General features: G+C 62.6%; 29 protein-coding genes. 17 read left to right on the top strand and 12 right to left on the bottom strand.

The window, feature by feature from the left end; translation table 11 throughout:
- Positions 1-8: 8 nt before the first annotated feature.
- From I6E74_RS12490 to I6E74_RS12475, 4 genes are all read right to left on the bottom strand, one after another.
- Complete coding sequence (locus I6E74_RS12490) at positions 9-923, bottom strand: cation diffusion facilitator family transporter (RefSeq protein ID WP_197126132.1); 915 nt, start codon at positions 921-923, stop codon at positions 9-11.
- Positions 923-1,381: a metalloregulator ArsR/SmtB family transcription factor gene (locus tag I6E74_RS12485; RefSeq protein WP_197126130.1), complete on the bottom strand. Its 459-nt coding sequence runs from the start codon at positions 1,379-1,381 to the stop codon at positions 923-925. Before I6E74_RS12485 ends, I6E74_RS12490 begins: the two co-directional genes overlap by 1 nt.
- Positions 1,382-1,425: 44 nt before the next feature.
- Positions 1,426-1,692, bottom strand: a complete 267-nt coding sequence (locus I6E74_RS12480; RefSeq protein ID WP_197126128.1) for a hypothetical protein — start codon at positions 1,690-1,692, stop codon at positions 1,426-1,428.
- Positions 1,693-1,851: 159 nt separating this feature from the next.
- Positions 1,852-2,151, bottom strand: a complete 300-nt coding sequence (locus tag I6E74_RS12475; RefSeq protein ID WP_197126126.1) for a hypothetical protein — start codon at positions 2,149-2,151, stop codon at positions 1,852-1,854.
- 176 nt (positions 2,152-2,327) lie between these two features.
- On the opposite strand from I6E74_RS12475, the gene I6E74_RS12470 reads away from it, so the two are divergent.
- On the top strand, positions 2,328-3,377 hold the full coding sequence (locus I6E74_RS12470; protein ID WP_197126124.1) for a low specificity L-threonine aldolase: 1,050 nt from the start codon (positions 2,328-2,330) through the stop codon (positions 3,375-3,377).
- A 129-nt stretch (positions 3,378-3,506) separates the two neighbouring features.
- Here the strand turns inward: I6E74_RS12470 and I6E74_RS12465 are convergent, their stop codons facing one another.
- Together I6E74_RS12465 and I6E74_RS12460 are read right to left on the bottom strand one after the other, a co-directional pair.
- Complete coding sequence (locus I6E74_RS12465) at positions 3,507-5,225, bottom strand: MDR family MFS transporter (protein ID WP_197126122.1); 1,719 nt, start codon at positions 5,223-5,225, stop codon at positions 3,507-3,509.
- A gap of 36 nt (positions 5,226-5,261) precedes the next feature.
- On the bottom strand, positions 5,262-5,756 hold the full coding sequence (locus tag I6E74_RS12460; protein ID WP_197126120.1) for a MarR family winged helix-turn-helix transcriptional regulator: 495 nt from the start codon (positions 5,754-5,756) through the stop codon (positions 5,262-5,264).
- A gap of 140 nt (positions 5,757-5,896) precedes the next feature.
- Here I6E74_RS12460 and I6E74_RS12455 point away from each other — a divergent pair, with 140 nt between their 5' ends.
- From I6E74_RS12455 to I6E74_RS12425, 7 genes are all read left to right on the top strand, one after another.
- On the top strand, positions 5,897-6,421 hold the full coding sequence (locus I6E74_RS12455) for a DNA alkylation repair protein (RefSeq protein WP_374189170.1): 525 nt from the start codon (positions 5,897-5,899) through the stop codon (positions 6,419-6,421).
- A gap of 9 nt (positions 6,422-6,430) precedes the next feature.
- Positions 6,431-6,898 carry a DUF1801 domain-containing protein gene (locus tag I6E74_RS12450; RefSeq protein ID WP_197126026.1) on the top strand — a complete coding sequence of 156 codons (468 nt, stop codon included), beginning with the start codon at positions 6,431-6,433 and terminating at the stop codon, positions 6,896-6,898.
- A gap of 88 nt (positions 6,899-6,986) precedes the next feature.
- Complete coding sequence (locus I6E74_RS12445) at positions 6,987-7,391, top strand: hypothetical protein (protein ID WP_307784308.1); 405 nt, start codon at positions 6,987-6,989, stop codon at positions 7,389-7,391.
- Between the two features lie 82 nt (positions 7,392-7,473).
- Positions 7,474-8,367: a F510_1955 family glycosylhydrolase gene (locus I6E74_RS12440; protein ID WP_307784472.1), complete on the top strand. Its 894-nt coding sequence runs from the start codon at positions 7,474-7,476 to the stop codon at positions 8,365-8,367.
- Between the two features lie 161 nt (positions 8,368-8,528).
- Positions 8,529-9,830 carry a sensor histidine kinase gene (locus I6E74_RS12435; protein WP_197126118.1) on the top strand — a complete coding sequence of 434 codons (1,302 nt, stop codon included), beginning with the start codon at positions 8,529-8,531 and terminating at the stop codon, positions 9,828-9,830.
- Positions 9,827-10,525 (top strand): response regulator transcription factor, encoded by a 699-nt coding sequence (locus I6E74_RS12430; RefSeq protein ID WP_197126117.1) that lies wholly within the window; start codon positions 9,827-9,829, stop codon positions 10,523-10,525. The genes I6E74_RS12435 and I6E74_RS12430 overlap by 4 nt, the downstream gene beginning before the upstream one ends.
- Before the next feature lie 24 nt (positions 10,526-10,549).
- Complete coding sequence (locus I6E74_RS12425) at positions 10,550-11,035, top strand: GNAT family N-acetyltransferase (RefSeq protein ID WP_197126116.1); 486 nt, start codon at positions 10,550-10,552, stop codon at positions 11,033-11,035.
- Here the strand turns inward: I6E74_RS12425 and I6E74_RS14790 are convergent.
- Positions 11,032-11,502: an Lrp/AsnC family transcriptional regulator gene (locus tag I6E74_RS14790; RefSeq protein WP_197126115.1), complete on the bottom strand. Its 471-nt coding sequence runs from the start codon at positions 11,500-11,502 to the stop codon at positions 11,032-11,034. The genes I6E74_RS12425 and I6E74_RS14790 overlap by 4 nt on opposite strands.
- Positions 11,503-11,657: 155 nt before the next feature.
- Here I6E74_RS14790 and ald point away from each other — a divergent pair, with 155 nt between their 5' ends.
- Positions 11,658-12,746, top strand: a complete 1,089-nt coding sequence (gene ald, locus I6E74_RS12415) for an alanine dehydrogenase (RefSeq protein ID WP_197126114.1) — start codon at positions 11,658-11,660, stop codon at positions 12,744-12,746.
- Between the two features lie 50 nt (positions 12,747-12,796).
- On the opposite strand, the gene I6E74_RS12410 is transcribed toward ald, so the two are convergent.
- The 3 genes from I6E74_RS12410 to I6E74_RS12400 all read right to left on the bottom strand — a co-directional run bounded on the left by I6E74_RS12410 (position 12,797) and on the right by I6E74_RS12400 (position 15,845).
- Positions 12,797-13,819 carry a DUF2804 domain-containing protein gene (locus I6E74_RS12410; protein WP_197126108.1) on the bottom strand — a complete coding sequence of 341 codons (1,023 nt, stop codon included), beginning with the start codon at positions 13,817-13,819 and terminating at the stop codon, positions 12,797-12,799.
- Positions 13,820-13,858: 39 nt separating this feature from the next.
- Positions 13,859-14,629 (bottom strand): gamma-glutamyl-gamma-aminobutyrate hydrolase family protein, encoded by a 771-nt coding sequence (locus tag I6E74_RS12405; RefSeq protein WP_197126106.1) that lies wholly within the window; start codon positions 14,627-14,629, stop codon positions 13,859-13,861.
- Between the two features lie 175 nt (positions 14,630-14,804).
- On the bottom strand, positions 14,805-15,845 hold the full coding sequence (locus I6E74_RS12400) for a zinc-binding dehydrogenase (protein ID WP_197126105.1): 1,041 nt from the start codon (positions 15,843-15,845) through the stop codon (positions 14,805-14,807).
- 71 nt (positions 15,846-15,916) lie between these two features.
- On the opposite strand from I6E74_RS12400, the gene I6E74_RS12395 reads away from it, so the two are divergent.
- Positions 15,917-16,492: a TetR/AcrR family transcriptional regulator gene (locus tag I6E74_RS12395; protein ID WP_197126104.1), complete on the top strand. Its 576-nt coding sequence runs from the start codon at positions 15,917-15,919 to the stop codon at positions 16,490-16,492.
- Positions 16,493-16,558: 66 nt separating this feature from the next.
- On the top strand, positions 16,559-17,602 hold the full coding sequence (locus I6E74_RS12390) for an epimerase (RefSeq protein ID WP_231604996.1): 1,044 nt from the start codon (positions 16,559-16,561) through the stop codon (positions 17,600-17,602).
- A gap of 13 nt (positions 17,603-17,615) precedes the next feature.
- Here the strand turns inward: I6E74_RS12390 and I6E74_RS12385 are convergent, their stop codons facing one another.
- Positions 17,616-18,479, bottom strand: a complete 864-nt coding sequence (locus I6E74_RS12385) for a DNA/RNA non-specific endonuclease (protein ID WP_197126103.1) — start codon at positions 18,477-18,479, stop codon at positions 17,616-17,618.
- Between the two features lie 162 nt (positions 18,480-18,641).
- On the opposite strand from I6E74_RS12385, the gene I6E74_RS12380 reads away from it, so the two are divergent.
- Positions 18,642-19,649, top strand: a complete 1,008-nt coding sequence (locus I6E74_RS12380; RefSeq protein WP_197126102.1) for a Gfo/Idh/MocA family protein — start codon at positions 18,642-18,644, stop codon at positions 19,647-19,649.
- Between the two features lie 17 nt (positions 19,650-19,666).
- On the opposite strand, the gene I6E74_RS12375 is transcribed toward I6E74_RS12380, so the two are convergent.
- On the bottom strand, positions 19,667-20,377 hold the full coding sequence (locus tag I6E74_RS12375) for a GNAT family N-acetyltransferase (protein WP_197126101.1): 711 nt from the start codon (positions 20,375-20,377) through the stop codon (positions 19,667-19,669).
- Positions 20,378-20,643: 266 nt separating this feature from the next.
- Here I6E74_RS12375 and I6E74_RS12370 point away from each other — a divergent pair, with 266 nt between their 5' ends.
- The 5 genes from I6E74_RS12370 to I6E74_RS12350 all read left to right on the top strand — a co-directional run bounded on the left by I6E74_RS12370 (position 20,644) and on the right by I6E74_RS12350 (position 26,274).
- Positions 20,644-23,166, top strand: coding sequence for an FAD-dependent oxidoreductase (locus I6E74_RS12370; protein WP_197126100.1), 2,523 nt, complete (start codon positions 20,644-20,646; stop codon positions 23,164-23,166).
- An 11-nt stretch (positions 23,167-23,177) separates the two neighbouring features.
- Entirely contained in the window at positions 23,178-23,843 is a 666-nt protein-coding gene (locus I6E74_RS12365) for a class I SAM-dependent methyltransferase (protein ID WP_231604995.1), read from the top strand.
- 450 nt (positions 23,844-24,293) lie between these two features.
- Positions 24,294-24,740: a MaoC family dehydratase N-terminal domain-containing protein gene (locus I6E74_RS12360; protein WP_197126099.1), complete on the top strand. Its 447-nt coding sequence runs from the start codon at positions 24,294-24,296 to the stop codon at positions 24,738-24,740.
- Entirely contained in the window at positions 24,737-25,144 is a 408-nt protein-coding gene (locus tag I6E74_RS12355) for a MaoC/PaaZ C-terminal domain-containing protein (protein WP_197126098.1), read from the top strand. Before I6E74_RS12360 ends, I6E74_RS12355 begins: the two co-directional genes overlap by 4 nt.
- Positions 25,141-26,274, top strand: a complete 1,134-nt coding sequence (locus I6E74_RS12350; RefSeq protein WP_197126097.1) for a UDP-N-acetylmuramate dehydrogenase — start codon at positions 25,141-25,143, stop codon at positions 26,272-26,274. Before I6E74_RS12355 ends, I6E74_RS12350 begins: the two co-directional genes overlap by 4 nt.
- The last annotated feature ends 31 nt before the right edge of the window (positions 26,275-26,305 follow it).

Here is a 26,305-nt window from a genome sequence, read left to right as displayed (position 1 = left end):
ATGACCCGCTAGTGGTGGTGCACGTGCTCTTCGTCGATGTTGCTTTCGGGTTCGATCTGGAATGTTGAGTGTTCGATGCTGAGTTCAAAGTGTTCGGCGACGCACTTTTGCAGGGCGGGCAGCATCTCGGCGGCATGACCGTCACGGAAGCAGGCGTCGCCGACGATGACGTGAGCGGTGAGCACGGGCAGGTCAGACGAGATGCGCGTGATGTGCAGATCGTGCACCGCGGTGACATGATCCATCGCCAGAATGTGGGCGCGCACTGCTTCGGGGTCGATACCCTTGGGCGTCGATTCCAGCAGCACCCCGAGGCTTGCCTTGAGCAGGATGATGGTGCGGGGCACGATCAAAATGGCGATCAGAATACCGACCACGGCATCCGCTTGGTACCAGCCGAAGAGGGCAATCACGATTGCGCTGACGATGACGCCCACGGAGCCGAGGGCATCGTTGACGACTTCGAGAAACGCCGCCTTCATGTTGAGGTTGGAGTTGCGGCCGCTGGTGAGCACCATCATCGCAGCGAGGTTAGCGACGAGGCCAATGATGCCGAAAATCAGCAAGCCGGTCGGTTGAATCTCGGGTGGGTCGAAGAGACGGCGAATACCTTCGACGAGTGCGTAAATTCCGACCGCAAACAGCAGCGTTGATTGCGCCATCGCGCTCAGCACTTCGGTGCGCTTGAGGCCCCAGGAGTGTTTGCTGGTGGCGGGGCGTTGCATGAGGCCGGCGGCGAGCAGTGCCATGAGGAGCCCCGCTGAGTCGGTGAGCATATGGGCGGTATCGACGAGCAGCGCGAGGCTGCCCGTGACGATGGCGCCGATGGCCTGGGCGATAACAACGCCGACCGTAATGATGAAGGCGATGAGGAGCCGAGTGCGGTTGTTGGTGCCAGCGGCGTGGTCGTGCCCGGCGCCCATTAGCGGGGCCCGTCTGTGCCGGTGCCGGTGCTGGTGCCGGTGCCGGTGCCGGTGCTGGTGCCGCCGGCGGTGACAGGGTTGGTGCTCCTGGCATCACCGAGGGGTGTGGATGGCGCGTGGTGGCTGTGGCGCACAGTGTCGTCAACCGCGTGCTCGGCTTGATAGACAGCGACGCGGATGAGCTCGAGGGCGTGGTCGTTGCTGAGGCGGTAGTAGACACGGGCGCCTTCGTGGCGCGTTGTCACGACTCGGCTCATGCGCAGTTTCGCGAGGTGTTGAGAGACTGTGGCCTGTGGTTTAGAAACGCGTTCGCCAATTTCTCCCACGGCGAGTTCTCCTTCGCGGAGGGCGAGCACGATGCGAAACCGGGTGGCATCCGCGAGCAGGGAGAAAATTTCAACGGCGACCGACACGTAGTCGTCGGCGGGATCCGCCCACTCGGAGATATCTGCGCTCATGCGAATATGATTACATGCGCAGATTCTAATATCAAGCGTTGGGCTTAGATCGTGGGCTTTCGTGCAGCTTGGGCGGCCTGCAACTGCCTCTGATGACGGGCTTTCGCGTCGTCGAGGGTGGCGCAGGTGCCGAGCGGCCGGGCGCGGTGGTCGGTGACAAAGAACTCACCAGCGGAGCTCCGCTCGATCATGCCGGCAAACTCACCGGCGGTGTTGCCGACCCAGAGTCCGGCTTGGATAGTCGTCCAGGCTACGGTGGGGCGCATGCGGTCGGCTGTTCCTTCAGTCGGTCGTGGCGTGGTAATCGTCATAGTTTTTTACTCCTTCGAGTTCACACTATTGAGGACCTCAGACACTGCTGGGAAACATCCCGCAACTCCGCGGGAATTCTCTCCCTTTGAGTTAACCCCTGTGGGGGCTGTCTGTCGAGGCTTCATTAGAGCATTTTCGATGTTTGTAACATCCGGTGCTCAGTCGCGCACTGGCAGCGCCTCTTCGGGAGAGTTGTCGCGCGCTTTTCGGCGGCCAATCGCAAACCAAGCAATCGCTCCGAGGCCGGTCCCGATCACCGTAATCGCGACCCACAGAGCTAGTTCGGTGCCGACAAGCATGTGGCGATGGCGCGAGATGGACACGAGTGCCGTAACGACAAGCACGAGTGCTGCCAAGTTGACGAGAAGCACGAACACGAACATCGAGGAGAACAGGATGTCGAACCCCTGAGGCATCAGAGGATTCACGACATCGCTGGATACTGCAAAAATGCTCATGTTCCTAGAGTAGTGGCAGCAAGAATCAGAACATAGCCCTCGAAAGGGCATCGACCCGTTGCGTCACACGCAAAAGTATTGCGACCTGCCTTCTGGGTGAGCGCGTTCCTATCCCGCACAGCCGCCGGGAGATATCATCGACTGGCCTCCCACATTTCTCGTTACCGAAAGCTGCCATGACCCCGACCGACTCCATCCTGCGCGGCTACTTGAGTGACAACGCTGCAGGCGCTTCGCCCCAGATTTTGGATGCCGTCGTTGCGGCATCCGCTGGCCCGGCGGCCCCGTATGGCAATGATGCGCTCACCGCCCAGATGCGCACCAAGATGGCGGCAGCGTTCGAGTGCGAACTCGAAGTTTTTGCGGTCGGCACCGGATCGGCAGCGAACGGAATCGGGCTCGCATCGCTAACGCGCCCCTGGGGCAGCATCCTCGCGCACGCCGACAGCCACATCCAGAATGACGAAGCCGGTGCGCCGGAGTTCTTCACCGACGGCTCCAAGATCGTGTTGCTCGGCGGCGAGCACTCCAAGATTGATCCCGACGAGTTGCGGGTAGCCGTGAAGGCTGGTCGCGGCGATGTGCACAGCGTGCAGGCATCCGTGCTCAGTATCACCCAGGTCACCGAGACCGGCAGTGTGTACACGATTGGTGAACTGCGCGAACTCACGTCGATCGCCCGCGAGGCTGGCCTGCGTATCCACATGGATGGTGCTCGCTTCGCCAATGCTCTTGTCGCGCTCGACGTGAGCCCTGCCGAAATGACGTGGAAACTCGGCGTCGACATGCTCTCGTTTGGGGCCACCAAGAATGGTGCCCTCACTGCGGATGCCATCGTCTGCTTCGATCCGAGCCTCGCCACAGAGCTGTCGTTCCGCCACAAGCGCGGCGGCCAGCTCACCTCCAAGATGCGTTTTCAGGCCGCACAACTCGACGCGTACCTCACCGACGACCTCTGGCTCGATAACGCCCGCCAAGCCAATGCCATGGCGGCGCGCCTGCGAACGGGAATCGCGGATGTTGCGGGCGTGACGGTCACCAGCGAGCCGGGGAGCAACATCCTCTTCGCTGTCTTCTCCGACGAACTTTCTGGTGCGCTCCACGATCGCGGCTTCGGTTTCTACACCAACCGCTGGGAGCCCGGTGTCGTGCGCATTGTGGTGTCGTTCGCGCATCAACCGGCCGACATCGATGCGTTCGTGGCCGCTATTCGCGAGCTCGCGTAACGCTCGACGCTTGCGTAGTGCCCAACGCTGGCACGGGCCGCACAGCTGTTAAACAGAACGGCCCGATTCGCACTCGCCACGAGGGCGAAGTGTTCATCGGGCCATTCTGGTGAAGCCGGTCAGCGCGGTTTAGTCTGTGCTGGATCGATCTGTGTGTTCCTGTGAGGTGTCGGGTGCGTCGTCGGTTGTCGCGACCTCACCGGTCGTCTCGACAGCACCATCCGTCTCAACATCCGTCTCAGCTTCAGCTTCAGCATCAGCATCACTCTCGGCAACGCCAGCGGGAGGTGCCATGCCAATTGTGGTGCGGAGCACTGAGCCGCGAGCTACGGCGATGGCGATCACTGCGGTGGCGGTGACGAACGCGGCGATCATGAAGATGGAACCGAACGCATCCGCGTAGGCGTGGTGGAATGCCGTCTGGATGACGTCGGGCAGGCCAGTGATATCGAGGCTGGTTTCGCCGGAACCATTCGAGAGCGCGCTGGGGTCGACGCCGATCTCGGCAAGGTCATCCTTGATGTTGCTGGTCACGCGATTCGCGAGCACAGCACCCAGGATGGTCACGCCAACAGCGCCACCGAGCGAGCGGAAGAACGCAATTGCAGCGGATGCTGATCCCACGTCCTTGACGTCCACGGTGTTCTGCACGGCGAGCACCACGTTCTGCACGAGGGCGCCGATGCCGACACCCATGAGGGCCATGTAGATCGCGACAGCCCAATACGGGGTGTCGTGGGTGATGGTGCCGAGGCCGCTGAGGCCAGCGAGCATCAGGATGCTGCCGACGAGCATGACGGGCTTCCAGCGACCGATGCGGCTGACGATGATTCCACCGATGGTGGCGGACAGCAGTTGGGCGATGATCATCGGAATGGTCATCAGTCCCGCTTGGGTCGGGGTCGCGCCGGTACCGAGCTGGAAGTACTGGGTGAGGAACACCCCGGAGCCAAACATGCCGACACCGATGCCGACGCTGGCGATGATCATCCAGATTGTTGTCGAATTTCCGAGGAGACGCAGGGGAATCATGGGGGCGGGAGCGCGTAGCTCGACGACGACAGCGAAGAAGCCGACGATGAGGAAGGCGGCGAGAAAGACGCCCGACTGCCACGAAATCCAGTCGTAGTCGCTTCCGGCGAAAGTCACCCAGAGCATCGGCAGTGCTGCCGTGATGGAGACGAGAACGGCTCCGAGGTAGTCAAGCTGAGTCTTAGCGTGCGGGTTGGTGGGCAGGTGAAGCTTCAGTTGCAGCACAATGAGCGCGATGATCGCCAGCGGCAGGCTGACGAAAAAGCACCAGCGCCATCCGAGGGAGTCGGTGATGATGCCACCGAGCAGCGGCCCGGAGACGGTGGCGACTGCCATGACCGCACCCATGTAGCCGGCGTAGCGTCCACGCTCACGCGGGGCGATGATCGATCCCATGATCGATTGCACGAGGGCGGTGAGGCCACCCATGGCGATTCCTTGGAGCGCGCGGGCGATCATCAGAACGCCGATGGAGCCAGCGAATCCGGCGGCGATGGAGCCGACGAGGAAGAAGACGATGGAGAGCTGGGTCAGCATCTTCTTGTTGTAGAGGTCAGAGAGCTTGCCCCAGATCGGGGTGGTGATGGTCATTGTCAGCAGGCTGGCGGTGATCACCCAGGTGTACTGGCGCTGAGTTCCGTCAAGCTCGGCGATGATCGTCGGCAACGCGGTTGACACGATCGTGGTGGAGATCATGGCGGTGAAGAGGGCGGCAAGGAGGCCGGTCATCACTTGCAAGATTTCGCGGTGGGTATACGTAGCTGGTGCGCCGGAGGCGTCGGGCGATTGCGTTGTGGTGCGCGCAGTTGCTGTCATTCGTTGTTCTCTTTTTCGTCTTTAGTGGTGAGGGCGTCAGTTGATTGGGGTGGTGTCGGGCGCAGCGCTGGTTTCAGCGTCGGCCGAAGCTTCGGAGGGCTGAAGTACGTCAGCCAGTCGTTCGTTGAGCACGCTGAGCAGGCGGATGGCGCGCTCGGCTTCTTCGGGAGACCAGTCGTCAAGGGCGGTAGCAAACTTGCGGATGATGTGGCTGTCGCCTTCGGCCACTGCCGCGCGCCCGTGGTCGGTGATAGAGATGAGGATGGCGCGCGCATCGCTCGGGTCGGGGCGGCGTTCGACGAGCTCTTCGGCCTCGAGGGCTTCAACAGCGCGGGAGGCGACGGGCGCCGAGACGATGAGCTGGTTGGCGAGCTCACCGAGGCGAGCATCAGAGTCGATCAGGCACCGCAAAAATCCGTACTTCGTGCCCGCGAGGCTGCGCTCGCGACTTCGTTGACCAGCCTTGCGAAAGGTGCGGCTGATCGTGACCATTCCCGTGAGCAGGCCTGCGGCATCCGTCTCGTCAATCATGGCTCATCTCCTTAAGTACTTAGCGAGAGTAACTATATTACTTACCTTAAGCAACTAAATCTTTGGTGGAGTTTTCTGGCCTCGATCTGACCGTGCTCAGTGCTCGCGCACGGGAGGCGCAGGCGGAGTAGCGTCGGGGCGTGAATACCACTGCAGCAACTGAGGTGATGGCTGAGTTGGCGGCGCTCGAGGATCCAAAGGCTCGCGCCATTAACGAGCGCCACGGCGACGACCATGGGGTGAACCTCAGCACGCTGCGGGCAATTGCGAAACGGCTCAAGGCGCAGCATCCACTCGCCGTCGAATTGTGGGAAACGGATGACGCCCCCGCGCAACTCTTGGCGCTGCTCATCTGTCGGCCCACAGAGTTCACTGCCGCCGAGTTGGATGCCATGGTGCGCCAGGCGAGGGCATCGAAGGTGCGCGACTGGTTGATCAACTATGTCGTCAAGAAGAGCCCCCACTTCGAAGAGTTGCGGGCGGCGTGGACGGATGACCCGGATGCCGGAGTGCGTAGCGCCGGCTGGGCACTGACCGCCGAGCGAGCGCTCGAGATTGGCGAACGGCTCGAGGTGCTGGAGGACTACCCCGCCCCGCGGGGCTGCACCTCTCCCTATGCACCGCTGTGGATTGCGGAGATGGTGCGTCGCCAAGAGAAGCGGTAGCGTCGAAGCATGAGTGAGTCGGCGAAGACGAACACGAGTGTGGGTGCGGCTTCAGGCAGCGCAGCTATGCCGCCCGAGGTCGCAGCGACCTTCAACGACTACCCCGAGGCGATGCGCGCCGAGTTGCTCAGGCTTCGCGCTCTGATTCTTGCCACGGCATCCGAAACGGACGGTGTTGGCATGATCACTGAAACCTTGAAGTGGGGCGAGCCCGCGTACCTCACGAAGGAGACGCGCAGCGGCAGCACGATCCGTATCGCGCCGACGAACGCGAAGTCGGCACACGACTATGCGATGTTCTTTATCTGCAGCACGAACTTAGTCAGCGACTTTCGGACCCAGTTCGGCGATACCTTCGCGTATGAGGGCGACCGCGCGGTGCAGTTCAACGTCGGCGACAAGATCCCGGTCGACGAGTTGAGCGAGTGCGTGCGGCAGGCACTGACCTATCATCTGGGTCCAGAAGCTCGGCGCTGAGAAGCGCAGCCCGTCTTCGTTATCGGCTATCGCCCAGCTAGCGAGAGTGCGCCGTCGATTACGATCAGTGGGACGTAAGGCAGGGAGGGTGACCGTGACGCAGCAGGCGACGAACGTTGTTCAATCGCTTCGTGCTGCCCTTCTGGTGATCGCAACACTGCTGGCAGTGGTGGCGCTTCTCGCTATGCACTCAGCGGCAGCAGGGGCGGCTCCGGCTATGACCGGCCACGCTATCGCCCAATCCGCCGCAGCATCGCACGACTCGGAGCCTTCGAGCGCCGAGCATTGCCCCTGCCCGAGCGACTCCGATTCGTCGATGTCGATGGTGGACTGCACCCCGGTTGCTGCGTTGACCGGTGTCGTCGCCCCGGCCTCGTTGCGCTCGCAGTGTGCACTTGCGGGTCCGCTGACGGCCTCTCACTCGCAGAGCACCGGCGCCATCCTGGGCGCTCCCGCACCTTCGCTTCACGCGCTTTCTATCAATCGCACCTAATCGGCGGGATGTCGGCTTAGCCGAGATCTTTACGGCTCCTTTCGGGGCGCCGCCGATTTGAGTACGAATGAGAAGGAACACAGTGAAGAACAGAATTACCATGAACCCCGGTGCGCTCGCAGCCGTGACAACCATTACTGCTATTGCCTTGACCGGGTGCACCGCGGTAACGCCGATTGTGGAGGCGGACAGCACGCCGTCAGCTCTCAGCGTTTTCGAGCACGTGCATGGCCTCGGCATCGACTCCAGCGAGAACATTCTCGTGGCAAGCCATTCGGGTATTTACCGGGTGGATGCCACGGGTGAGTTGAGCGGTCCGCTTGGCGGAGAGTCGTTCGACGCGATGGGCTTCGCGGCGGCGGGCGACCAGTACTTCGTCTCGGGGCATCCGGATCCCAGCTCTAACGCCTTTGACGGTCCCAACTTGGGGCTGCTCTCGAGCGCTGATGCGGGGGAGTCATGGGCGAGCGTCTCGCTAGCCGGGGCCACAGATTTCCACTCGCTCACGGTCAACCAGAATGACCCCAGCCAGCTGTACGGATTGTCATCGGACGGTGCGCCGCTGTCGGCAAGCACAGATGGCGGGGTGACCTGGAGCGCCGGTGCGAGCATTGAAGCCTATTCACTCGTTGCTGACCCGAGCAGTGTTGACCGGCTGTACGCCACCACGCCAGATGGCCTAACGGTGAGCGATGATGCGGGGCAGTCATTCGCGCTGACGGCGGGGGCGCCACTGCTGTATTTGCTTGCCGCAGCGCCGCAAGCGCCTGGTGTGCTCGTGGGAGTGGATGTCGAAGGCATCGTCTGGGTGCGTTCGGCTGAGACAGAGGCGTGGTCTGACCGCGGAACCGTGCAGGGCACAGCTTTCGCCCTTGCGGTTGGGGCAGAGGGTGACCGCATTGCCCTGATCGACGAGCGCGGACTCGTCGAGTCATTCGATGGCGGAGACACCTGGACGGTTCTTACGGCGGGATAGGCCGAAGGCGAGGGGCTGTAGCTGCCCCTCGTTTTCTCCGCTCAGCGCTGCACGGCTTCGTGCGGCCCGTGCTCCGCCTTAGAGGCGGCCTTCCTCCTCCATAGGGATGAACTCCGCCAATTCGTGAGGTTCTCTCTGAGTCACGCATCTAGCATTGCCGCATGCTCATTACTCTTCGCAAATATCGCTGGCTGCTCGAGCCGACCGTCGCCGTCGTTTTCTACGTGCTGTGGATCCTCGCGGAAACTGGTCGCACTATCGGTGCGCCTTGGCCCGCCTACCCGTTCACTCTCGCGGTCATCGCGGCAGCCATCGGCTTGGCGCGCGCCTATCCTCATATCGCGATCTTGCTCCCGGGAGCCGTGCTGCTATTCCAGCTTGCCTTCTCGCCTGCCCGCTATGGCGAGACGACGTGGCCTGTCTACTTCGGCATTGTGATTGCGTGTTTCATCGTGAGCTCGAGCGCGCGCAAGCGAATCCGTCTTGTGGCGCTTCCCATAATGCTGTCGTACGCCGTGATGTGCGCGCTACTCACGGGGGTGCCACTTCTCTCTGACGGGGCCGGCTGGCCAGCCTGGGTCGGGTCACGCTTCCTCGGGAGCCTTCCGGTGCATCAGACGTTCTTTCTCGTGCTCGCAGCAAGCCTTGCCTGTGCGATCGGCACGTGGGCAGTTGCTTCCGGGCTTCGGTCTTCGCGGCAACTCCACGAGACGGATGCCAAGTTCGGTGCGACTGTCGAGGAACTCCACTCTGCCGAGATCGATCTAATCGTGTCTCGTGAGCGCGACCGTATTGCCCAGGACGTGCACGACATCATGGCTCACTCGCTCGCTGTGATCATCGCTCAGGCCGACGGCGCTCGGTTTATTGGCCCCCAGCGGCCCGATGCGATGGGAGAGTCATTGGAGCGGATCGCGGGTTCAGCGCGCTCGTCGCTCTCGGAGGTGCGCATCCTTATCGAGTCGTTGGTGTCTGAGCCTGAGGGGCATTCGAACCCGACGCTCGAGAATCTCGACGAACTGGTTGAGCGGATGCGCGGGGCCGGGCTTGCCGCCGCGATCGAGAGTTTCGGGTACCCTCGACCGCTCACGCCTGGCCAACACCTCGCCGTGTACAGAATCGTTCAAGAAGCGCTGACAAATGCTCTGAAACATGCCGGGCGGGAACCCGCGGCACGCATCACCCTGGACTGGCGCGGGCCGGGTTTGGCGTTGAGCGTTTCTTCGACAGGTGCTCCGGCGGTCGATGGTTCGGTCGCGGAGGCCGCTCCGCGCACGACTCGGGGGCTGCACGGAATGCGCGAGCGTGCACGGTTAGCGGGCGGGTGGCTCACGACGGGTGCCGCTGATGAGCGCGATGTCTATCTCGTCACCGCTTTCATTCCCTCAACCAGCGAGGAAAACTCGGGTGACGGAGAACGCTACGAGAAGCCGCTGGTTGCAGACGAGGTGGCCGCTCAATGAGCCCCATTCGTGTTGCGATAGCTGACGATCACCAGTTGTTCTGCTCGGGTATCCAGATGTTGATTGAGTCACAGGACGACCTCGCCTTCGTGGGTGCCGCCTACGACGGAGAAGCGGCGGTCACCTTGGCTCGCGAGGTCGACCCCGACGTTCTGTTGATGGACATTCGGATGCCGCTCCTCGACGGCATCGAGGCGACGTCGCGCATCATGAATGCGCTCGTCGAGGTCGCGGGAGAACGTGAAGCGAGTGAAGGGTCAGCACCCCGACTAGGCCCGAAGATCATCATGCTGACAACCTTCCAGCGTGATCAGGCGGTGGTCCGCGCGATTCAGGCTGGCGCCGAGGGGTTTCTAGTGAAGGATGCGACTCCAGAGTTCATCCTTGCAGCGATTCGGGCAGTGCACGCCGGGCAGTCGGTGATCGCTGCGAGTGACACGGTAGACCTCATCCGAGCGCAAACATCATCCGTGCAGCGCGAGCGTGTCGCCGAAGCAATTGATGTTCTCTCGGTGCGCGAGAAAGAAGTTTTCTTGTTGGCGGCGCGAGGGCTGAGCAACGCAGAGATCGCGCAAACCGCGTACATCGGGGAGACGACAGTGAAGAGCCATATCCGCAGCATTCTTGCGAAGCTGTCGCTCACCTCTCGGGTGCAAATCGTGGCGCACGCGTACGAGAATGGACTACTGCGTTAGAGCGTTCAGCTAGGAAGGGCCCCAATGACTGACCCCAGCGACACGTCACCGTCTGCCGAATCGTGGCTGCCGCCCGGCTGGCAGCATCCGACCCACGTCGCTTTGCCGACGGGACACCACCTCCGTCCAATCCGCGCCTCCGATACTGAGCTCGATATGGATGCCGTGATGGGCTCGCAGCGACGGCTCTGGTCGATCTACGGTGAGGCCTGGGGTTGGCCGCCGGCGACGATGACCGCCGAGCAAGATCGCGCCGACCTGCAGCGGCATGCCGACGAAATGCAGACCCACGAGTCGTTCAACTTTGCGCTCTTCGACGAGAACGAGACGGAGCTCATCGGCTGTGTTTATATCGACCCCAGCGACGACGAGACAGCGGATGCCGACGTTTCCTGGTGGGTGCGTGACGAGTACGTCGGCACCGACCTTGAAGCCGCGCTCGATACGTTCGTGCCGGCATGGATCGAACGCGATTGGCCGCTCACGAACCCGCGCTTCGACCTTTTCTAGGCGAAGTCCGTAGCGACCGCGTTGCGGTGATACTCGAAGATCATGCTCGTGTTGGTGGAGGCAACGCTGTGGCGGGCCGACAGGTGGTCGACGACGAAAAGCCGAACTTTTGACGAGTTCGCGACGGCAATGTGCACGAGAAAGTCGTCGCCGCCACCGACGAAGAACAGCTGAATCACTTCGGGAAGTCGGCGGATTTCTTCCGTAAAGGCCTGGATGCTTTCCTGCCGAGCGCCCGGGCGCAGCGAGACTCCGATGATCGCTTGCAGGCCGCGGCCGAGTTTTTCTTGGTTGAGCGCTGCGTGATACCCCGTGATGAGGCCGCGGTCGAAAAGCGACTTGATGCGAGTGTGAGCGGTGGATGCCGCAATGCCGACGGTGCTCGCGATCGCCGCGTTGCTCATCCGGGCATCCCGAGAGAGAAGGGTGAGGATCTTCGTGTCGATCGGGTCAAGTTCGTCAGTCACTCGAAGATCCTTCGGCTAGAGGGGCGATTGAACGCAATTTTGGCACGAAATGAGGCCTTCGCGAACTACTTTCCGATCAAAATTCTGACTTTTCCACAAAAGACAGAATTTCTGACAGGGTTGAGCAACTCCACTCCGCTGCGAAAGGTAAGTCGATGCGCATTTCTGTACCCGCTGAAATCAAGAACAACGAAAATCGTGTTGCGATAACCCCGGCGGGTGTGGACACCTTGGTGGCTGGCGGGCACGCCGTCACCATTCAGGCTGGCGCCGGTATCGGTAGTGGCTTCACGGATGAGCTGTACGCGGCAGCAGGCGCCCAGATTGTTGCTGACGCTGCCGAGGTATGGGCATCCGCCGAGCTCGTTGTGAAGGTCAAGGAGCCGATCGCTTCGGAGTATGGCTACTTTCGCGAAGACCTCGTACTTTTCACTTACTTGCACCTCGCGGCAGACCGCGCGCTGACCGAAGCGCTTGTGACGTCGGGAACGACCGCGGTTGCTTACGAGACCGTTCAGGGCGACGACCGTTCGCTTCCCCTTCTTGCCCCGATGAGTGAGGTCGCCGGTCGACTCTCCATCGTCGCTGGCGCTCACGCTCTGCTCAAGGCTGAGGGTGGCAGCGGCCAACTGCTTGGTGGAGTTGCCGGAACCCCCAAGGCCAAGGTTGTCGTTATCGGTGGCGGTGTTGCCGGTGAGCACGCTGCCGCCAACGCGCTCGGTCTCGGCGCCAGCGTGACGATCATCGACATTTCGCTGCCGCGTCTCCGCGCGCTCGAAGTTCGCTTCAACGGTGAAGTTCAGACCCGCGTTTCGACGCGCTACGAAATCGCCGAGCAGCTGCTCGAGGCCGACCTTGTGATCGGTTCGGTGCTGATCCCCGGCGCTGCCGCACCCAAGCTCGTCACCGACGAAATGGTCGCGTCGATGAAGCCCGGTTCGGTGCTCGTCGACATTGCGGTCGACCAGGGCGGATGCTTTGAAGGCACCCACGCCACGACCTACGACGACCCCACTTTCACCGTTCACAACTCGCTGTACTACTGCGTTGCCAACATGCCCGGCGCTGTTCCGCGCACCTCGACCCGCGCGCTCAGCAACGCGACGCTGCCGTTCGTTGTCGCAATCGCGAATCACGGTTGGGATGCTGCTGCGGCTGCGTCGCCCGCTCTTGCTCGCGGGTTGAATGTCGCCGGTGGCGAAATCGTCAACGAGGGTGTTCGCGCCGCCATGGCGGTTCGCTAGTAGCTGTTCGCTAGTTTCGTCGCGCTATACCCTGTGCGCTGGTCGTAGGATCACCAGCGATTGTGGACTGCTTCTGCCCAGCCGAGCAGGCCGTCGACACGAATCCGGTCCCCTTTTTCTGTCGCGACCCACCCGGAGTAGTGCCCGAAACACTGGTGGGTGTTGGAAGCCACAATCAGCATGTTCATGGTCGAGATTCGATCGTAGAACGGGGTGAAGGTGAGGTCGGCGAGCTCACCGCCAATGTGCCACGGTGCGAGCCAGTCGTTCTCGTTGTAACTCCAGGTAAGTTCTTCGCTGATCTTGTGCAGGCGGCCGTCGACAAGAACTGAGTTCTCGGTCGAACCGGTGCCATTCGTCCACTGCCCGCCAATTTGCAGACCGACCGTGTGGCCGTCGCAGGTTCCGGACGCCGCGCCCCAGTTCCAGCTCAGGGAATACGGCCAGCGGCCCCGGCCATGGTCGAGGACTGCCCACGACTCACCGGCGGGAACGGAGAACTCGTGCCCGTCGATCGTGAGTGTTCCGTGGGCGGGGCGTGCAACATCCTTCACGGTGTATTGAAAGAGCCGAGAATTCCACGGCACGACAACACCGAGAGCCTCGTGGCCTGCTGGGCGCTCTGCGACCACGTCGAAGCTTACGGGGGAGTTGCCAGCAGTGGTGCTGGCGCGCAACCGCGTACCGTTCGGCAACTCATCGATCTCGATGGTGATGGCGGCGGTGTGGGCTCGTGACGGTCCAGCCGCAATCGTGCCAGGGAGTGTCACGCTGCTGCCGAGGATCCCCACGGCGCTGGAGCCGAACGACTCCTGCGTTGCACGGTCGAGTACCCACACTTCGTGAACGGCGGCGTAGTCCAGTGAGGAGACCGTCAACGCGAGAATGTGCGTCGGCGTTGTGATGCCCCAGTACTCCCAGCGCTTGTTGCGGCCCCAGCCGTAGCTCCCGTGGCCGATTCGATCGGTGTTGTGGAGCGGTCGACGTGTCCAGCCCACCGCTTTCGGATTGAGCTTGCCGTTGGGTAGGCACAGTGACACCTCAGAGCTGATCTCGTGTTCGCTAACTCTCATCGTTGAGCCTTTCGGTACTGCGCCTCGGTGCGCCGCGAACTACGCGCTGGCGTTCGCTCGCATTGCGTGAAACTCGCGCGCCTGCGCGGTGAGCCAGCCGAAAAGCAGTTCGCGGTCACGCTCGCTCGCCGCGCCGTCTTCGGGATGCCACTGCACCGCAATAAGGGGAGAGGTCGGGTCGGTGCTTTCTACCGCTTCGACCACGCCGTCGGCGGCGTGACCGGTGGCGGTGAGGCCGGCGCCCACGACATCCACCGCTTGGTGATGGCCTGAGCGAATCGTCATCGTGCCCTCGCCGTACAACTCGGAGAGTTGTGATGCCGGGTCGAGGGTCACGTCGTGATCGACCATCGCGTCGACTCCGCCGCCACTGTGTACGACAGCGCTCGGCTCGAGGTGTTGGATGAGCGTGCCACCGCGCGCTACGTTCACGATGTGCATCCCGCGGCAGATCGCGAGCACGGGCAGGCGACGTTCGGTGGCCTGGTTCACGAGCTCGATGTCGACGCGGTCAGTCGTGCGGTCGATGTTGTAAAGCTTCGGATGACGCTCGGTCGCCCCGTACTCGTCGGGGTCAACGTCGCCACCTCCGAGCAGCACGACGCCGTCTGCCTGGCTGAGCGCAGCATCCACGTCAGCGTCGGTAAAACCATCAACACTGATGACGCAAGCACCCGTGGCTTCGATGGCCGATTTCATGGATGCTTCGAGCCCATGAATCAGCGCCGTGAGCTCCGGCTTTTCGTGTGCACCACCGGCGGAAGCCTTCGACAGAACGATGGTCGGAACGTACTCGGGGGTGGTCGTCATGGGCGGAATCCTCTTGCCGGTATTCGGTCGCTCAGACCGCTGGGTTCAGCCTAAATGAGGTGGCGGCCTGTGGGGAGCAACGCGACCGCAGCAGGGCGAGCACGGTGGCCGCTGACGGCTTTATTGCCGTCGAGCACCGTGACGGCAATAAGGCCGTCGGTCGCGCTGCGTGAGGCTAAGGGTGCAACACAATCTTGCCGACGTGCGCCCGGCGAGCGAGTTCTTCCTGAGCTTCGGCAGCCTGCTCGAGCGGGAACGTCGCCGCGACGAGGGGCGCGATTTCTCCCTGTCGTGCCATCTCCATAAGCAGTTCGAAGTGCTCGGGGGTGTGCATCGTGGAGCCGATGAGTTGCAGGTTGTGCAGGTAGAGGTCGCGCACGTCGAAGCTGATCGTGTGACCGCCGAGGGCTCCGGCGACGACCCAGCGGCCGGCCTTGCGCAATAGGGGGAGTCCGTCGTGAACGAGGTCTCCGGCGACAACATCGAGAACGACATCAATGCCATTAGGGGCGGCCGCGCGTACTTGCTGGGGCACGTCGGTCGCGCGGTCGACAACGACGTCGGCGCCGGCATCCCGAACCGCCTGAATCTTGGAGCCGCTGCTGATCGCGATCACGCGGGCGCCACGGGCACGCGCCAACTGCACGAGCGCAACGCCGACGCCACCGGATGCTCCCGACACCAACACGGTTTCGCCCGACTGCAACCGGCCACGCTCGATCATGCCGAGCGCGGTGCCGTAGGAGATGGGCAGGGCGGCGAGTTGGTCGTCGCTGAGGGGTGACTCGGTCACATCGTGGATGCGGTCGGCCGGCGCGATCACGTATTCGGCGTACCCGCCGTCGCGTTCGCTGCCCATGAGTCCCGTGATGTTCGCGTCGGGTTCGTCAACGTCATAGATGGCGGGGTCGATGACCACGCGAGAACCAAGGATGCTCGCGTCGACGCCTTCGCCAACCGCGACAACGTGCCCAGCAACATCCGCTCCCTGGATGCGCGGGAATTCGAGCGGCCCACGCCAGCCGGCGCGCGGGCCCGGTAGGCCATACTCGCCTTCGCGAGTCCACAGGTCGGTGTTGTTGAGGGCCGCGGCGCTCACTTTCACGAGAACTTCGTTAGCCCCCGGAGTGGGAGTTGCAACCTCGGTCACGCGCAGAACCTCGGGCCCTCCGTGCTGGGTGAGCTGTACGGCGCGCATGGTGGTGGGAACGTCCATGGGGGTCTCCTCGTGGGTATACTGATCGGTGAACTAAACCCACAGTACACCGATCGGTAAAGGAGTGTCGAATGTCGGAGACCAAACTGATGACGGCCGCAGGGCACCGCATTCTGGATGCCGCCGGTGACCTCTTCTATAGCCGTGGCATTACGGCGGTCGGTGTCGATCTCATCGCCGAACACTCGGGCGTGACCAAGCGCACCCTCTACAACCAGTTCGGCTCCAAAGATCAGCTCGTGGTCGCCTACCTCGAAGAACGCGAACAGCGCTGGCAATTGCTGGTTCGCGAAACCATTGCCTTCGCCGAATCACCGGTCGAGGCAGTGCTCGCCCCTCTCGAAGCCCAGCGCACCTGGAACCAGAACAACCCGCGCGGCTGCGCCTTCATCAATGCTCTCGCCGAACTGCCCGACGCGACCCACCCCGCTCACGTGGTCGCCATGAAACAGAAGCAGTGGCTGATCGACCTGTTCCTTGAGCTCGCCACGGCGGCCGGATGCTCGGCTCCCGACACGCTCGCTACTCAACTCTTGGTGCTGCACGAGGGCGCCCTCGTCACGCAGCAACTCTCGCTCGACACTCTCTCGGCGAGCATCGAACTGGCGCGGGAACTAGTGCGGGCAGCGGTGCCAGCGCAGTCCTAGCTGCGGGAGTGGGGCACGCAAACTCGATAGGCTGGACTGAGAAAATTTCAGTCTGATGGGGGCGTCATGGCAGCGGAGCAAGCGGCAGCGGAACCGGCAGCGGCACAGCCAGCGACAGAACCGCAGCCACCGCAGCCAATCGCGGTGATCGCCGGCGCCAGTGGTTTTGTCGGGCCAGCAATTGCCGACGCCTTCCGCGACGACGGCTACGACGTGCGGTTCATCGGCCGCAGCGCCGCCGTCACGTGGGACGATCCCGCTGCGATTGCCCAGCTCATCGACGGCTCGGCGATCGTCGTGAACCTTGCCGGCAAATCCGTCAACTGCCGCTACACCGTCGCGAACCGCACCGAGATTCTGCGCTCGCGAGTGGAGACAACTCGGGCCTTGCGCAAAGCGATTGCCGCGGCATCCGCCCCGCCTGCGATCTGGATGAACGCCTCCACGGCGACGATCTACCGCCACTCAACCGACCGCCCCAACAGCGACGACAACGGTGAACTCGGCAAGGGCTTCTCGGTGGATGTTGCCCGCAACTGGGAGAACGAATTCTTCGCAGGCGACCTGCCGCACACGCGCCGCGTTGCCCTCCGCATGGCAATCGTGCTGGGCGATGGCCCCGCCACCAACCTGCTGCTGCGCCTTGCGCGCATCGGTCTCGGCGGCCCCCAAATTGACGGCTGGTGGTTCGGCCACAACCGCTATCGCGGCATCGGCCCGACACCAACCGGCAGCGGTCGCGCCGAAGGGCATAAGACGGGCGGGCGCCAAAAGTTCAGCTGGATTCACCTCGACGATGTGGTCAGGGCGGCCCGATTCGTGCGCGACACCGACACGATTGCCGGGCCGGTCAACCTCGCGAGCCCCAACCCCTCCGACAACCGCACGCTCATGGGCATCCTGCGCACAGCGGTTGGTGCACCGTTTGGTTTGCCCGCTTGGCGTTGGATGCTCGAGCCGGCTATGTGGGTTCTCAGAACCGAACCCGAACTCATCCTCAAGAGCCGCTGGGTCATCCCCGGCACGCTCACCGAGGCGGGCTTCACGTTCGAGTATCCCGACCTCGCGGACGCGATTGCCGATGTCGCGGGTAGCGACTCGCGCGCCTAGGGCCAAGCGCGAACTACAGTCGCACGCTTTCGGCCGAGCTCAACTCGACCCACCGCGCTTCGTGACGATCGTCAGTCGCAGCAAGAATGGGCTCGAGCACATCCGCCGCGCTGAGCGCGTCCATGGTCAATCCGGTGAGTTCGGCAATATCAACGATGGGCACTTGGAAGGTGCGGAATGGTCCGAGCGGCGGGGGAGTACCGTTAGCGAGTGCTTGGGCGCGTGCCTCATCAAGATCGACATCGGCGAGCTGAGGGCGTTGGTCAAGAACGAATCCGGCGGCGCGAAGTTCGACGGCGCCATCGATCGTTGTTACCCACGCGGCGATCTTCCAAAACAGTTGCGGGATGCCCACACCCCGGTACACCGGATCGTCGTTGCCGAGCACGGGCGCCGTAAACACACTGATGCGGTTGTGGTTCGTGCGCGCATACTCCAACACGTGGTCTTCGAGCCCGAGCCATAACTCTTTCGATTGGTTGAAGCCCGCAGCTTGAGGCGCGGCGTTCGTGAACGCAAAGGTGTCGTAGTTGGCTTGGCTTGCGGTCGCCCCGTCGCCCCAGACCGGGTCGCGCCTGCGCACAAGATGCCCGCGGTCGAGATCGTTGCGGGCGTACACCGCTTCGCCGGTTTGCTCATGCTCCGGGATGCGCGAATCCAGATGCCAGTCATTGCCGCGACCCACATCAACGAGTTGATCGCCATCGATGTTCACGCCGGTGGCGCTGGCGAGACCCCGCAGCGGATCCAGATTTACCGAGAAATGCGCATACGGCAACTCACGAATCGGCGCTCCTGAGGCCGGGGAGGGCCACGGCACAGGAACACCCAAGAAATCAGCGTCGTACCCGTCAGAACTGAGCGATGCGGCATCCATGGAGGTAGTGAAGCAGTCGCTCCTGACATTGAGCCGGACAATTCCAGATGCACGCACCAGCCAGCGCAAACCCGCACACCATAGCTCCTCACGCGGCCGCGCCACCGCGAGAGTGGGAGACAATGGGGCAGTGCCGCTCGGGCACAGAGGATGTGAGGAACTATGCCGACCGCTGCGCAGCCCCGAATCGGATTTGTCGGCGCAGGCCGCCACTCCTCGCTCAACCTCTATCCCGCGTTTGCCGCGACGGGCGTCCCTCTGGTTGGCGTTGCGGAGCGCAACCCTGCCCGCATCGCTGAGGCGGAAGCCCGTGGCATCCACCCGATCTTCCCGAACCACCTCGCGCTCATCGAAGCCTCGAACCTCGACGGCATTGTGGTGTCGCTTGCACCTCATCTGCAGGCTGACGTCGTTGCCGACTGTGTTCGCGCGGGCGTCGCCGTGTTTGTCGAGAAGCCGCTCGGGTCAACCTCGGCCGAAGCCCGAGAAATTGCCGAAATCGCCGCGGATGCTGGCGTGCCCGTGATGCTCGGATTCATGAAGCGATTCGCCCCGGCCTACACCCAGCTCAAAACCCTCATTGGAGAGGGAACAGAGCAGGGCCCCGTCTTGTCCTACGCCTGCGAGTTTGGTTTTGCCGCGTGGAAGCCCGACTTCACGCCGGTCGAGTTCATCACCCAGGCGGTCATTCACCTCATCGACCTCGTGCGAGATGTCTTCGGTGACGTTGTGGACGTTTCCGCGGTGCAGAATGCGTCGGGCGACGCGCTCTCGATCATTGTTCTCGTGCGCCACGAAAGCGGAGTGATCGGATCGTTGAACTTCGTCTCCACCCGCGCCTGGTCGCGCGAAACCGAAGAGCTCAGCGTCACGTGCACTAACGGCGTCGTGCGGGTCTCCGACCTGAGCCGCATCCAGGTGCTCACGGGCGAAGTTGCCGGCACTGCTGCCGGGCCGGGCGAAACCCTTGCCGAGCGGTCCGTGACGTTCGACGTATCGAACTCTCCTGGCTCCGGGAGTCTCAAAGATCTGTATCTGCGTGGTTACATCGGTGAGATGAAACACTTCGTCGGAGTGCTGCAGGGCACCAAAGAACTCAGCCCGTCGGCAGCGGATAACGTGCGCACGATGGCGCTCTGCGACACGATCCTTGCCGCTATCTCCGACTGAGCCGCGACCACTGCAGGTCAGTCGTTCAGTGGCACGACATCCCACTGCCCGAAGAGGGTGAAGCCGGCGGCGAGGGCAACAGCGACAGAGCCAGCGTTGTCGGGCTGGCAGCGGTATTGCGGTTCGTAGCCCTCGGCGAGCGCACGCGCACTGATGGCGCGAACGGTGCGGGTGGCGAGCCCGCGACCTCGGTACTCCGGCAGGGTGATGATGCCGAGATCGGCAAGCTGCGAGCCGCGCCACGGGTACATGCTGGACGCCGCAACGAGTTGGTCATCCGCAAAGGTTCCGTAGACGAGCCAGTGATCAAGTTCCACGAATGCTTCGTCGAGTTCTCGTTCTGGAATGGCTGCGGTGAACTTCTCGAACTCGGCAGCATCCGCTTCAGTCAGTTGGCGCGTTGTCTCAGGAAGCACCTCGGCGCGAAGGGTGTCTTGAGCGTGCCGGGGGAGGTAGAAAAGTTGATCGGTACCGTTGAGAGCGACTCCGGCGGCATCGAGTTCGGAGCGCAATTGCTCGGCACTAATGCGTTGCCCATTGGTGAAATCGAGACGCTCGGCGAATGACGTCACGAGGCTGACGATGCTGGGTCCGGCGGCGACATCCAGCAGCGTGACGGCGGTGTTCGTCGGGAGCGTTTCTGCGACTCGCACCACATACAGCGCGTCGAAGGCGGGCTCGCGTTCGTACGTTGGCAACCAGTAGTCAAAGACGATCGGTGAATACATTCGAACCCTCTCGGATGCCGCGGCGGTGTTACAGGGCTCCGGAGCGCTGGCACAGTGGCAGGTTCGCAGACTAGCAAACAGCCCTATGGATGCCGCAGCCGAGCTGTGGAAAACCAGCCAGGAGATACGCCCCAATGGTGCATCGCGACAAGCCCCAAGTACTCCCACACCAAGCACTGCACAGGAGTAGCGTGAGATATATAGCGGTGCATTGATGGACTGTGAAAGGCATAGCCCAGAGGTCGCCGCAGAAGGCATGGCATCCCATGAAGTTGGTCGTTGTTGGAGGAGTTGCTGGAGGCGCGTCGGTTGCAGCCCGCGCGCGCAGGCTTGACGAAAGTGCAGACATTGTCGTGCTGGAGCGCGGCCATCACGTGTCATTCGCGAACTGCGGATTGCCGTACCACATTGGTGAAGTCATCACTGAGAGAGACCGACTGCTTCTGCAGACGCCCGAGAGCCTGCGCGAGTCTCTCAACATCGAAGTGCGTATCGCTCACGAGGTCACTGCGATTGACCGCCAGGCCAAAACCGTTTCGGTACGTGAGGTCGACACCGGGCGTGAGTATGTCGAAAGTTACGACAACCTCGCCCTGTGCACGGGTGCGGAAGCCATCCGCCCACCGCTGCCGGGTATCGACCTTCCCGAGGTGCATGTCCTCCGTCGCATTGGCGACATGGATGCCATCAAAGCCGAACTCGATGCTGACCTAGAGAAGGCGGCCAGTGGCGCTCGCGGTCCCGTGCGTTGTGTCGTTATCGGTGCTGGCTACATCGGCCTTGAGATGGCCGAAAACCTGAAGCACCGTGGTGCGCTCGTGGATGTCGTGGAATTGAGCGACCAAATTCTTCCGCCTCTCGACCACGAGATGTCGGTTCCCGTTGAACACCACCTCCGTAGCCGCGGAATCACTCTTCACCTCTCGACGGGTGCTGCCGCGTTCGCGCCGCGCACCGGCGGCGGGGTCACTGTGGAGCTCACGAACTCGACGACTCTCGAAGCGGACCTCGTCATTCTGTCGGTCGGAGTCCGCCCCAGTGTTGGCCTTGCCCGGGATGCCGGTCTCGATCTGGGCGAGAATGGCGGCCTAGCCGTCGACACCCATATGCGCACGTCTGACCCGAACATTTGGGCGGCGGGCGACTCGGTTGAAACCCCGAACACGGTGTTGCCGGGGTCGTGGCTCGCTCCGCTTGCCGGGCCAGCTAACCGCGAAGCGCGCGTTGCAGCTGAGAATATCTGCGGCCGCGACACGGAGTACAAGTCCACTCAGGGCACCTCGATAGTGAAAATCTTCGAGATGGTCGCGGGTGGCACTGGCGCGACGGAACGCCAGTTGCTGGCCGCGGGCGTCACGTATCGGGCCGTGCACGTGCATCCATCCGGCCACGCTGGTTACTACCCGGGTACCGCGATGATGCACATCAAGCTGCTCTTCACTCCTGACTCGGGAAAGGTGCTCGGCGCTCAGGTCACCGGTTTTGATGGCGTCGATAAGCGCCTCGATGTTTTCGCCACCGCGCTTCGTGCCGGCCTCACTGTCTGGGATCTTGAAGAACTCGAGCTCGCCTATGCCCCGCCGTTTGGTTCGGCCAAGGACCCGGTGAATATGGCCGGCTTCGTCGCCAGCAACGTCCTGCTCGGCGACCTGAATCTCTGGTACGCGCAGGACTATCCACACGCCACCGACGGTGCGCGCATTATTGACGTGCGCACGCCAGAAGAGTTCTCCATCTTCCACCTGCCCGGCGCCGAGAACGTGCCGCTTGCGACCCTCCGCACCGACACCGGCGACTGGGATCGGTCAGTAGGTCTGCGTCTCTACTGTTCCGTCGGTTTCCGCAGTTACCTTGCCTACCGCATCCTTGTGCAGCTGGGATTTACGGATGTCGCCACGCTGTCGGGCGGATCCGAAACGTTCCGAGCGTGGCATGAGGTCGAGCCCGACACCGACGGACCGATCGAGCCAGAAACCTCGTACGCCGAAGCAGCCGAAGCGCTCAACTCGGCTCGTGTCGCCGCCCACGTGGCGAACGGCACGGGTGTCTCGGTGAATCTGGACTGCACGGGGCTCGCGTGTCCAGGGCCGATCATGAAGCTTGCGACCGAAATGAAGGGACTCAACCTCGGCGACGAGATCGTCGTTCATGTATCTGACCCTGGCTTCGCGAGCGATGCGCCCGCGTGGGTGCGCCGCAACAGTCACGAACTGTTGGCCATCGAACCGGAGGGGCCCGGCTATGTGGCCACCATCCGCAAGGCTGGTCCCGAGGCGCTCTTGCTCGCCGGCGGTGGAGGAGCCGTTGCCGCCCCGGCGAAACCCAAGGTGTCATTTGTGGTGTTCTCGGGCGACCTCGACAAGGTGATCGCCGCGTTCATCATCGCCAACGGTGCTGTCTCGATGGGCGAAGAAGTTTCGATGTTCTTCACCTTCTGGGGCCTGAACGCGCTGCGTCAGCAGAAGCCACCGAAGCGTCAGCGTAAGGCGATGGACAAGCTCTTCGCCGGCATGATGCCCGCCGGTGCCGACAAACTCACGCTCTCGCAGATGCACATGATGGGTGCAGGCACGGCGATGATCAAGAAGACAATGAAGAAGAATGGCGTGCACTCGCTGCCCGAACTCATGGAATCGGCGATGGAGGGCGGCGCTCGCATCATCGGCTGCACCATGACGATGGACCTTCTCGGCATCGCCGAATCTGACCTCATTGAGGGTGTCGAGCTCGGTGGGGTCGCCACGTTCTTGGGCGAAGCCGCCGAATCCACGACGACGCTGTTCATCTAACACCGTGCTGATTGTCTACACGTCCTCACTCGCGGGTCGTCCCCGTGGGTGAGGGCGGCTGGCGCGAACGGTTCTTTCGTCAGGGATTCATCAAGTTGTCTCCGACGATGGATGCCCGGGGTGGCGACACCCACCGTGCTGAACTGTTTCGCGCCATCTCCGGCACGGTGGTCGAGGTCGGCGCGGGAACCGGCACCACTTTTCAGCACTACGGTTCGGCGGTGGATTCCGTTCACGCCGTCGAGCCGGATGCCGAACTGCGGGCGATCGCCGAGGCTGCGGCGCTGAAGGCGAGCGTTCCGATCACCGTCAGCGACGGCACCGCAGAAGCGTTACCGCTCGCCACCAACAGCTGCGACTGGGTCGTGTGCAGCCTTGTGCTGTGCACGGTCCCTGATCAGCAGGCGGCACTCGCCGAATTCACCCGCGTGCTCAAACCGGGCGGGCACCTCGCGTTTTACGAGCATGTGCGTTCGAGCAATCGTGTGGTGGCGACGGTAGAGGATCTGCTCACTCCGGCGTGGGCCGCGATAGCGGGCGGATGCCGCCCCAACCGCGACACCCTTGCCGCGATCGAAGCCGCCGGTTTCGAAGTCGATGCCGTCGACCGGTTCGGTTTCTCGCCGCATCCGATGTCGCCTCCTGTCGCCCATATCTCGGGCACTGCGCACTTGTAGCGGGAGCGCAGTTTCGCGTCCTGAGGGAGGACGTTTGCGGAGAAATGTCAGCGGCTGAGAGTAGATTTAAAGAAAATTGGCCGACACGCCGAGACACTACATCTGGGGTAATGACATGGGTGTCATTACCCATATATAGTGAAATCTCCGACAAACCGCCGGAAACTTCAAGAAGACTTTAAGGAGGATCGAATGGATAACGAAAACGACACCGTTGGCGGATATGCAATTCCCGTCGACCCAATGGATCTTCTGCAGTGCGACAGCTGCCAGTAAAAACTTACTGAGCTAACGCCTCACAGAATTTCTGAAGCCCCGGCAGACCTCACGGTCTCCGGGGCTTCACCCATTTAACAGCCGCAACACAATCTGGCCGTAATCAACCGGCCCACAAACACAACCCCAATCTCACCCACACACGCATCGCCAACATTGCCTAAGCTGGACACCGTGCCAGTGAATAAAGAACTAGAAGGCCGGGTCTTCCCGCCCACGACCCCCTACCTCGTCGGGCGAGAAAAAGTACGCGAATTTGCGCGCGCCGTCTTCGCTCAAAGTCCGCTCAACCACGACCCCGAAGCCGCTAGAGCAGCAGGCTTCGCCGACGTCGTAGCACCGCCCACTTTCGCCGTCGTCATCCAAGAAGCTGGCCTCGCCCTTCTCCTGGCTGCCCCCGACACTGGCATCGACTTCTCGCGCATCGTGCACGGCGAACAGAAGTTCACCTCCACGCGACCCATCGTCGCTGGCGACGAGCTCACCGCCATCCTCACCGTCACGAGCATTAAGTCCCTCGGCGGCAACGACATGATCACCGCCGAAACCGCCATCAGTGATGCCGCAGGCGACCACGTCGTCACCGCAACCTCCGTACTCGTCATGAGAGGCACAGAATGAGCGACCTCGTCGTCGGCCAAGAACTCATCACCGGCAAAGTCACCCTCACCCGCTTCTCGCTCGTGCGCTACGCGGGAGCATCCGGAGACTTCAACCCCATCCATTACCGGGATGACGTTGCCGCTTCCGTAGGCCTCCCCGGTGTGCTCGCCCACGGCATGCTCACCATGGGCCTCGCCGTGCAACCCGTCATTGACTGGATGGGCGACCGCGGCGAACTCGTCGAATACGGTGTGCGCTTCACTCGCCCTGTCGTCGTCGACGGCAACGGCGGCGTTGTTGTTACCGTCACCGCCAAGGTTGGCGCCATCGAAGACGACGTGACGCGCATCGACCTCACTGTCAGCGCCAACAACCAAACCGTGCTCGGCAAAGCACAAGTGAGGGTCAAACTCCACCAATGACCGACACCGTTTCCCCCGACAGCACAGCACCTGCTGAGAGCATCGTGCTCGCCGACCTCACCACCATCCGAGTCGGCGGGCCCGCACGCACGCTAGTGAGCCCCACGACTGAAGTTGAGCTTCTCGAGAGTGTGCGTGCCGTCTGGGAACGCGGCGACGACTGGCTACTCATCGGCGGCGGCTCCAACATGGTGATCAGTGACGAAGGATATGACGGCACCGTCATCCATATCGCCACTCGCGGCATCCAAGTCACTAATCAAACGGACACGACCCTCAGCCTCCGCGTGCAAGCGGGCGAATCATGGGACGCCCTCGTTGCGCGCCTTGTCGCCCGCGGCTGGGGCGGCATCGAAGCCCTCAGCGGCATCCCCGGATCCGTCGGCGCAGCCCCCATCCAAAACATCGGAGCCTACGGCCAAGAAGTCGCCAGCGCCCTCACTGGCATTGACTTTCTCGACTACGACAGCGGCGAACTCGTGCACCTCACGACAGCCGAACTCGAACTCGGCTACCGCAGCTCCGTGATTAAAAGTGGCCTCGCCGGAGTCGTCGTTGCCGTGTACCTCACCGTCACCGCCTCACCCGCCAGCACAGTGCAGTACCCGCAACTCGCTACCGCCCTCGGGGTGAACGTCGGCGATGCTGTGCCCCTGCAGCAAGTGCGCGACACGGTGCTCGCCCTGCGCGCCTCCAAGGCGATGGTGCTCGACCCCAACGAACCAGACTCTGCCAGCTGCGGTTCATTCTTTACGAACCCGATCGTGCCAGAACACATCGCGAGAGCCCTTCCCGCGGATGCCCCACGCTGGGTCATCGACGACGATCCCGTCACCGATGTTGCGGTTCCGCTCGGCGAAGAACCTGCCCCGCCACCCGCGCCCAAACCGCGCCTGGTGAAGCTCAGCGCAGCCTGGCTCATCGAACATTCGGGCGTGAACAAGGGTTTCAGGCTGCCGGGCTCGCGAGCCGCAGTGTCGACCAAACACAGCTTGGCGATCGTCAACCGCACTGGCGCGGACGCCACCGAGATTGCAGAACTTTCACGCTATATCGGGGCGTGTGTGCTCAGCCGATACGGCATCCACCTGCAGCCGGAACCCGTCGCTGTTGGCGTCGAACTCGCCTAGTTCGCCTAGCAACGCGTGCTCATCCGCCAGC

It is taken from the genome of Salinibacterium sp. SWN139 (assembly GCF_015864625.1).
Lineage (GTDB): Bacteria > Actinomycetota > Actinomycetes > Actinomycetales > Microbacteriaceae > Rhodoglobus.
This window is presented reverse-complemented; position numbering and strand designations above follow the sequence as displayed.

Coding starts and splice junctions, on each gene's coding strand:
- I6E74_RS12470 (WP_197126124.1), top strand. CDS start 2,328: ATGACCCCGACCGACTCCATCCTGCGCGGCTACTTGAGTGACAACGCT.
- I6E74_RS12395 (WP_197126104.1), top strand. CDS start 15,917: ATGTCGGAGACCAAACTGATGACGGCCGCAGGGCACCGCATTCTGGAT.
- I6E74_RS12380 (WP_197126102.1), top strand. CDS start 18,642: ATGCCGACCGCTGCGCAGCCCCGAATCGGATTTGTCGGCGCAGGCCGC.
- I6E74_RS12405 (WP_197126106.1), bottom strand. CDS start 14,629: ATGACGACCACCCCCGAGTACGTTCCGACCATCGTTCTGTCGAAGGCT.
- I6E74_RS12425 (WP_197126116.1), top strand. CDS start 10,550: ATGACTGACCCCAGCGACACGTCACCGTCTGCCGAATCGTGGCTGCCG.
- I6E74_RS12355 (WP_197126098.1), top strand. CDS start 24,737: ATGAGCGACCTCGTCGTCGGCCAAGAACTCATCACCGGCAAAGTCACC.
- I6E74_RS12400 (WP_197126105.1), bottom strand. CDS start 15,845: ATGGACGTTCCCACCACCATGCGCGCCGTACAGCTCACCCAGCACGGA.
- I6E74_RS12475 (WP_197126126.1), bottom strand. CDS start 2,151: ATGAGCATTTTTGCAGTATCCAGCGATGTCGTGAATCCTCTGATGCCT.
- I6E74_RS12480 (WP_197126128.1), bottom strand. CDS start 1,692: ATGACGATTACCACGCCACGACCGACTGAAGGAACAGCCGACCGCATG.
- I6E74_RS12375 (WP_197126101.1), bottom strand. CDS start 20,377: ATGTATTCACCGATCGTCTTTGACTACTGGTTGCCAACGTACGAACGC.
- I6E74_RS12385 (WP_197126103.1), bottom strand. CDS start 18,479: ATGGATGCCGCATCGCTCAGTTCTGACGGGTACGACGCTGATTTCTTG.
- I6E74_RS12460 (WP_197126120.1), bottom strand. CDS start 5,756: ATGATTGACGAGACGGATGCCGCAGGCCTGCTCACGGGAATGGTCACG.
- I6E74_RS12490 (WP_197126132.1), bottom strand. CDS start 923: ATGGGCGCCGGGCACGACCACGCCGCTGGCACCAACAACCGCACTCGG.
- I6E74_RS12410 (WP_197126108.1), bottom strand. CDS start 13,819: ATGAGAGTTAGCGAACACGAGATCAGCTCTGAGGTGTCACTGTGCCTA.
- I6E74_RS12370 (WP_197126100.1), top strand. CDS start 20,644: ATGAAGTTGGTCGTTGTTGGAGGAGTTGCTGGAGGCGCGTCGGTTGCA.
- I6E74_RS12390 (WP_231604996.1), top strand. CDS start 16,559: ATGGCAGCGGAGCAAGCGGCAGCGGAACCGGCAGCGGCACAGCCAGCG.
- I6E74_RS12430 (WP_197126117.1), top strand. CDS start 9,827: ATGAGCCCCATTCGTGTTGCGATAGCTGACGATCACCAGTTGTTCTGC.
- I6E74_RS12435 (WP_197126118.1), top strand. CDS start 8,529: ATGCTCATTACTCTTCGCAAATATCGCTGGCTGCTCGAGCCGACCGTC.
- I6E74_RS12465 (WP_197126122.1), bottom strand. CDS start 5,225: ATGACAGCAACTGCGCGCACCACAACGCAATCGCCCGACGCCTCCGGC.
- I6E74_RS12350 (WP_197126097.1), top strand. CDS start 25,141: ATGACCGACACCGTTTCCCCCGACAGCACAGCACCTGCTGAGAGCATC.
- ald (WP_197126114.1), top strand. CDS start 11,658: ATGCGCATTTCTGTACCCGCTGAAATCAAGAACAACGAAAATCGTGTT.
- I6E74_RS12450 (WP_197126026.1), top strand. CDS start 6,431: ATGAGTGAGTCGGCGAAGACGAACACGAGTGTGGGTGCGGCTTCAGGC.
- I6E74_RS12485 (WP_197126130.1), bottom strand. CDS start 1,381: ATGAGCGCAGATATCTCCGAGTGGGCGGATCCCGCCGACGACTACGTG.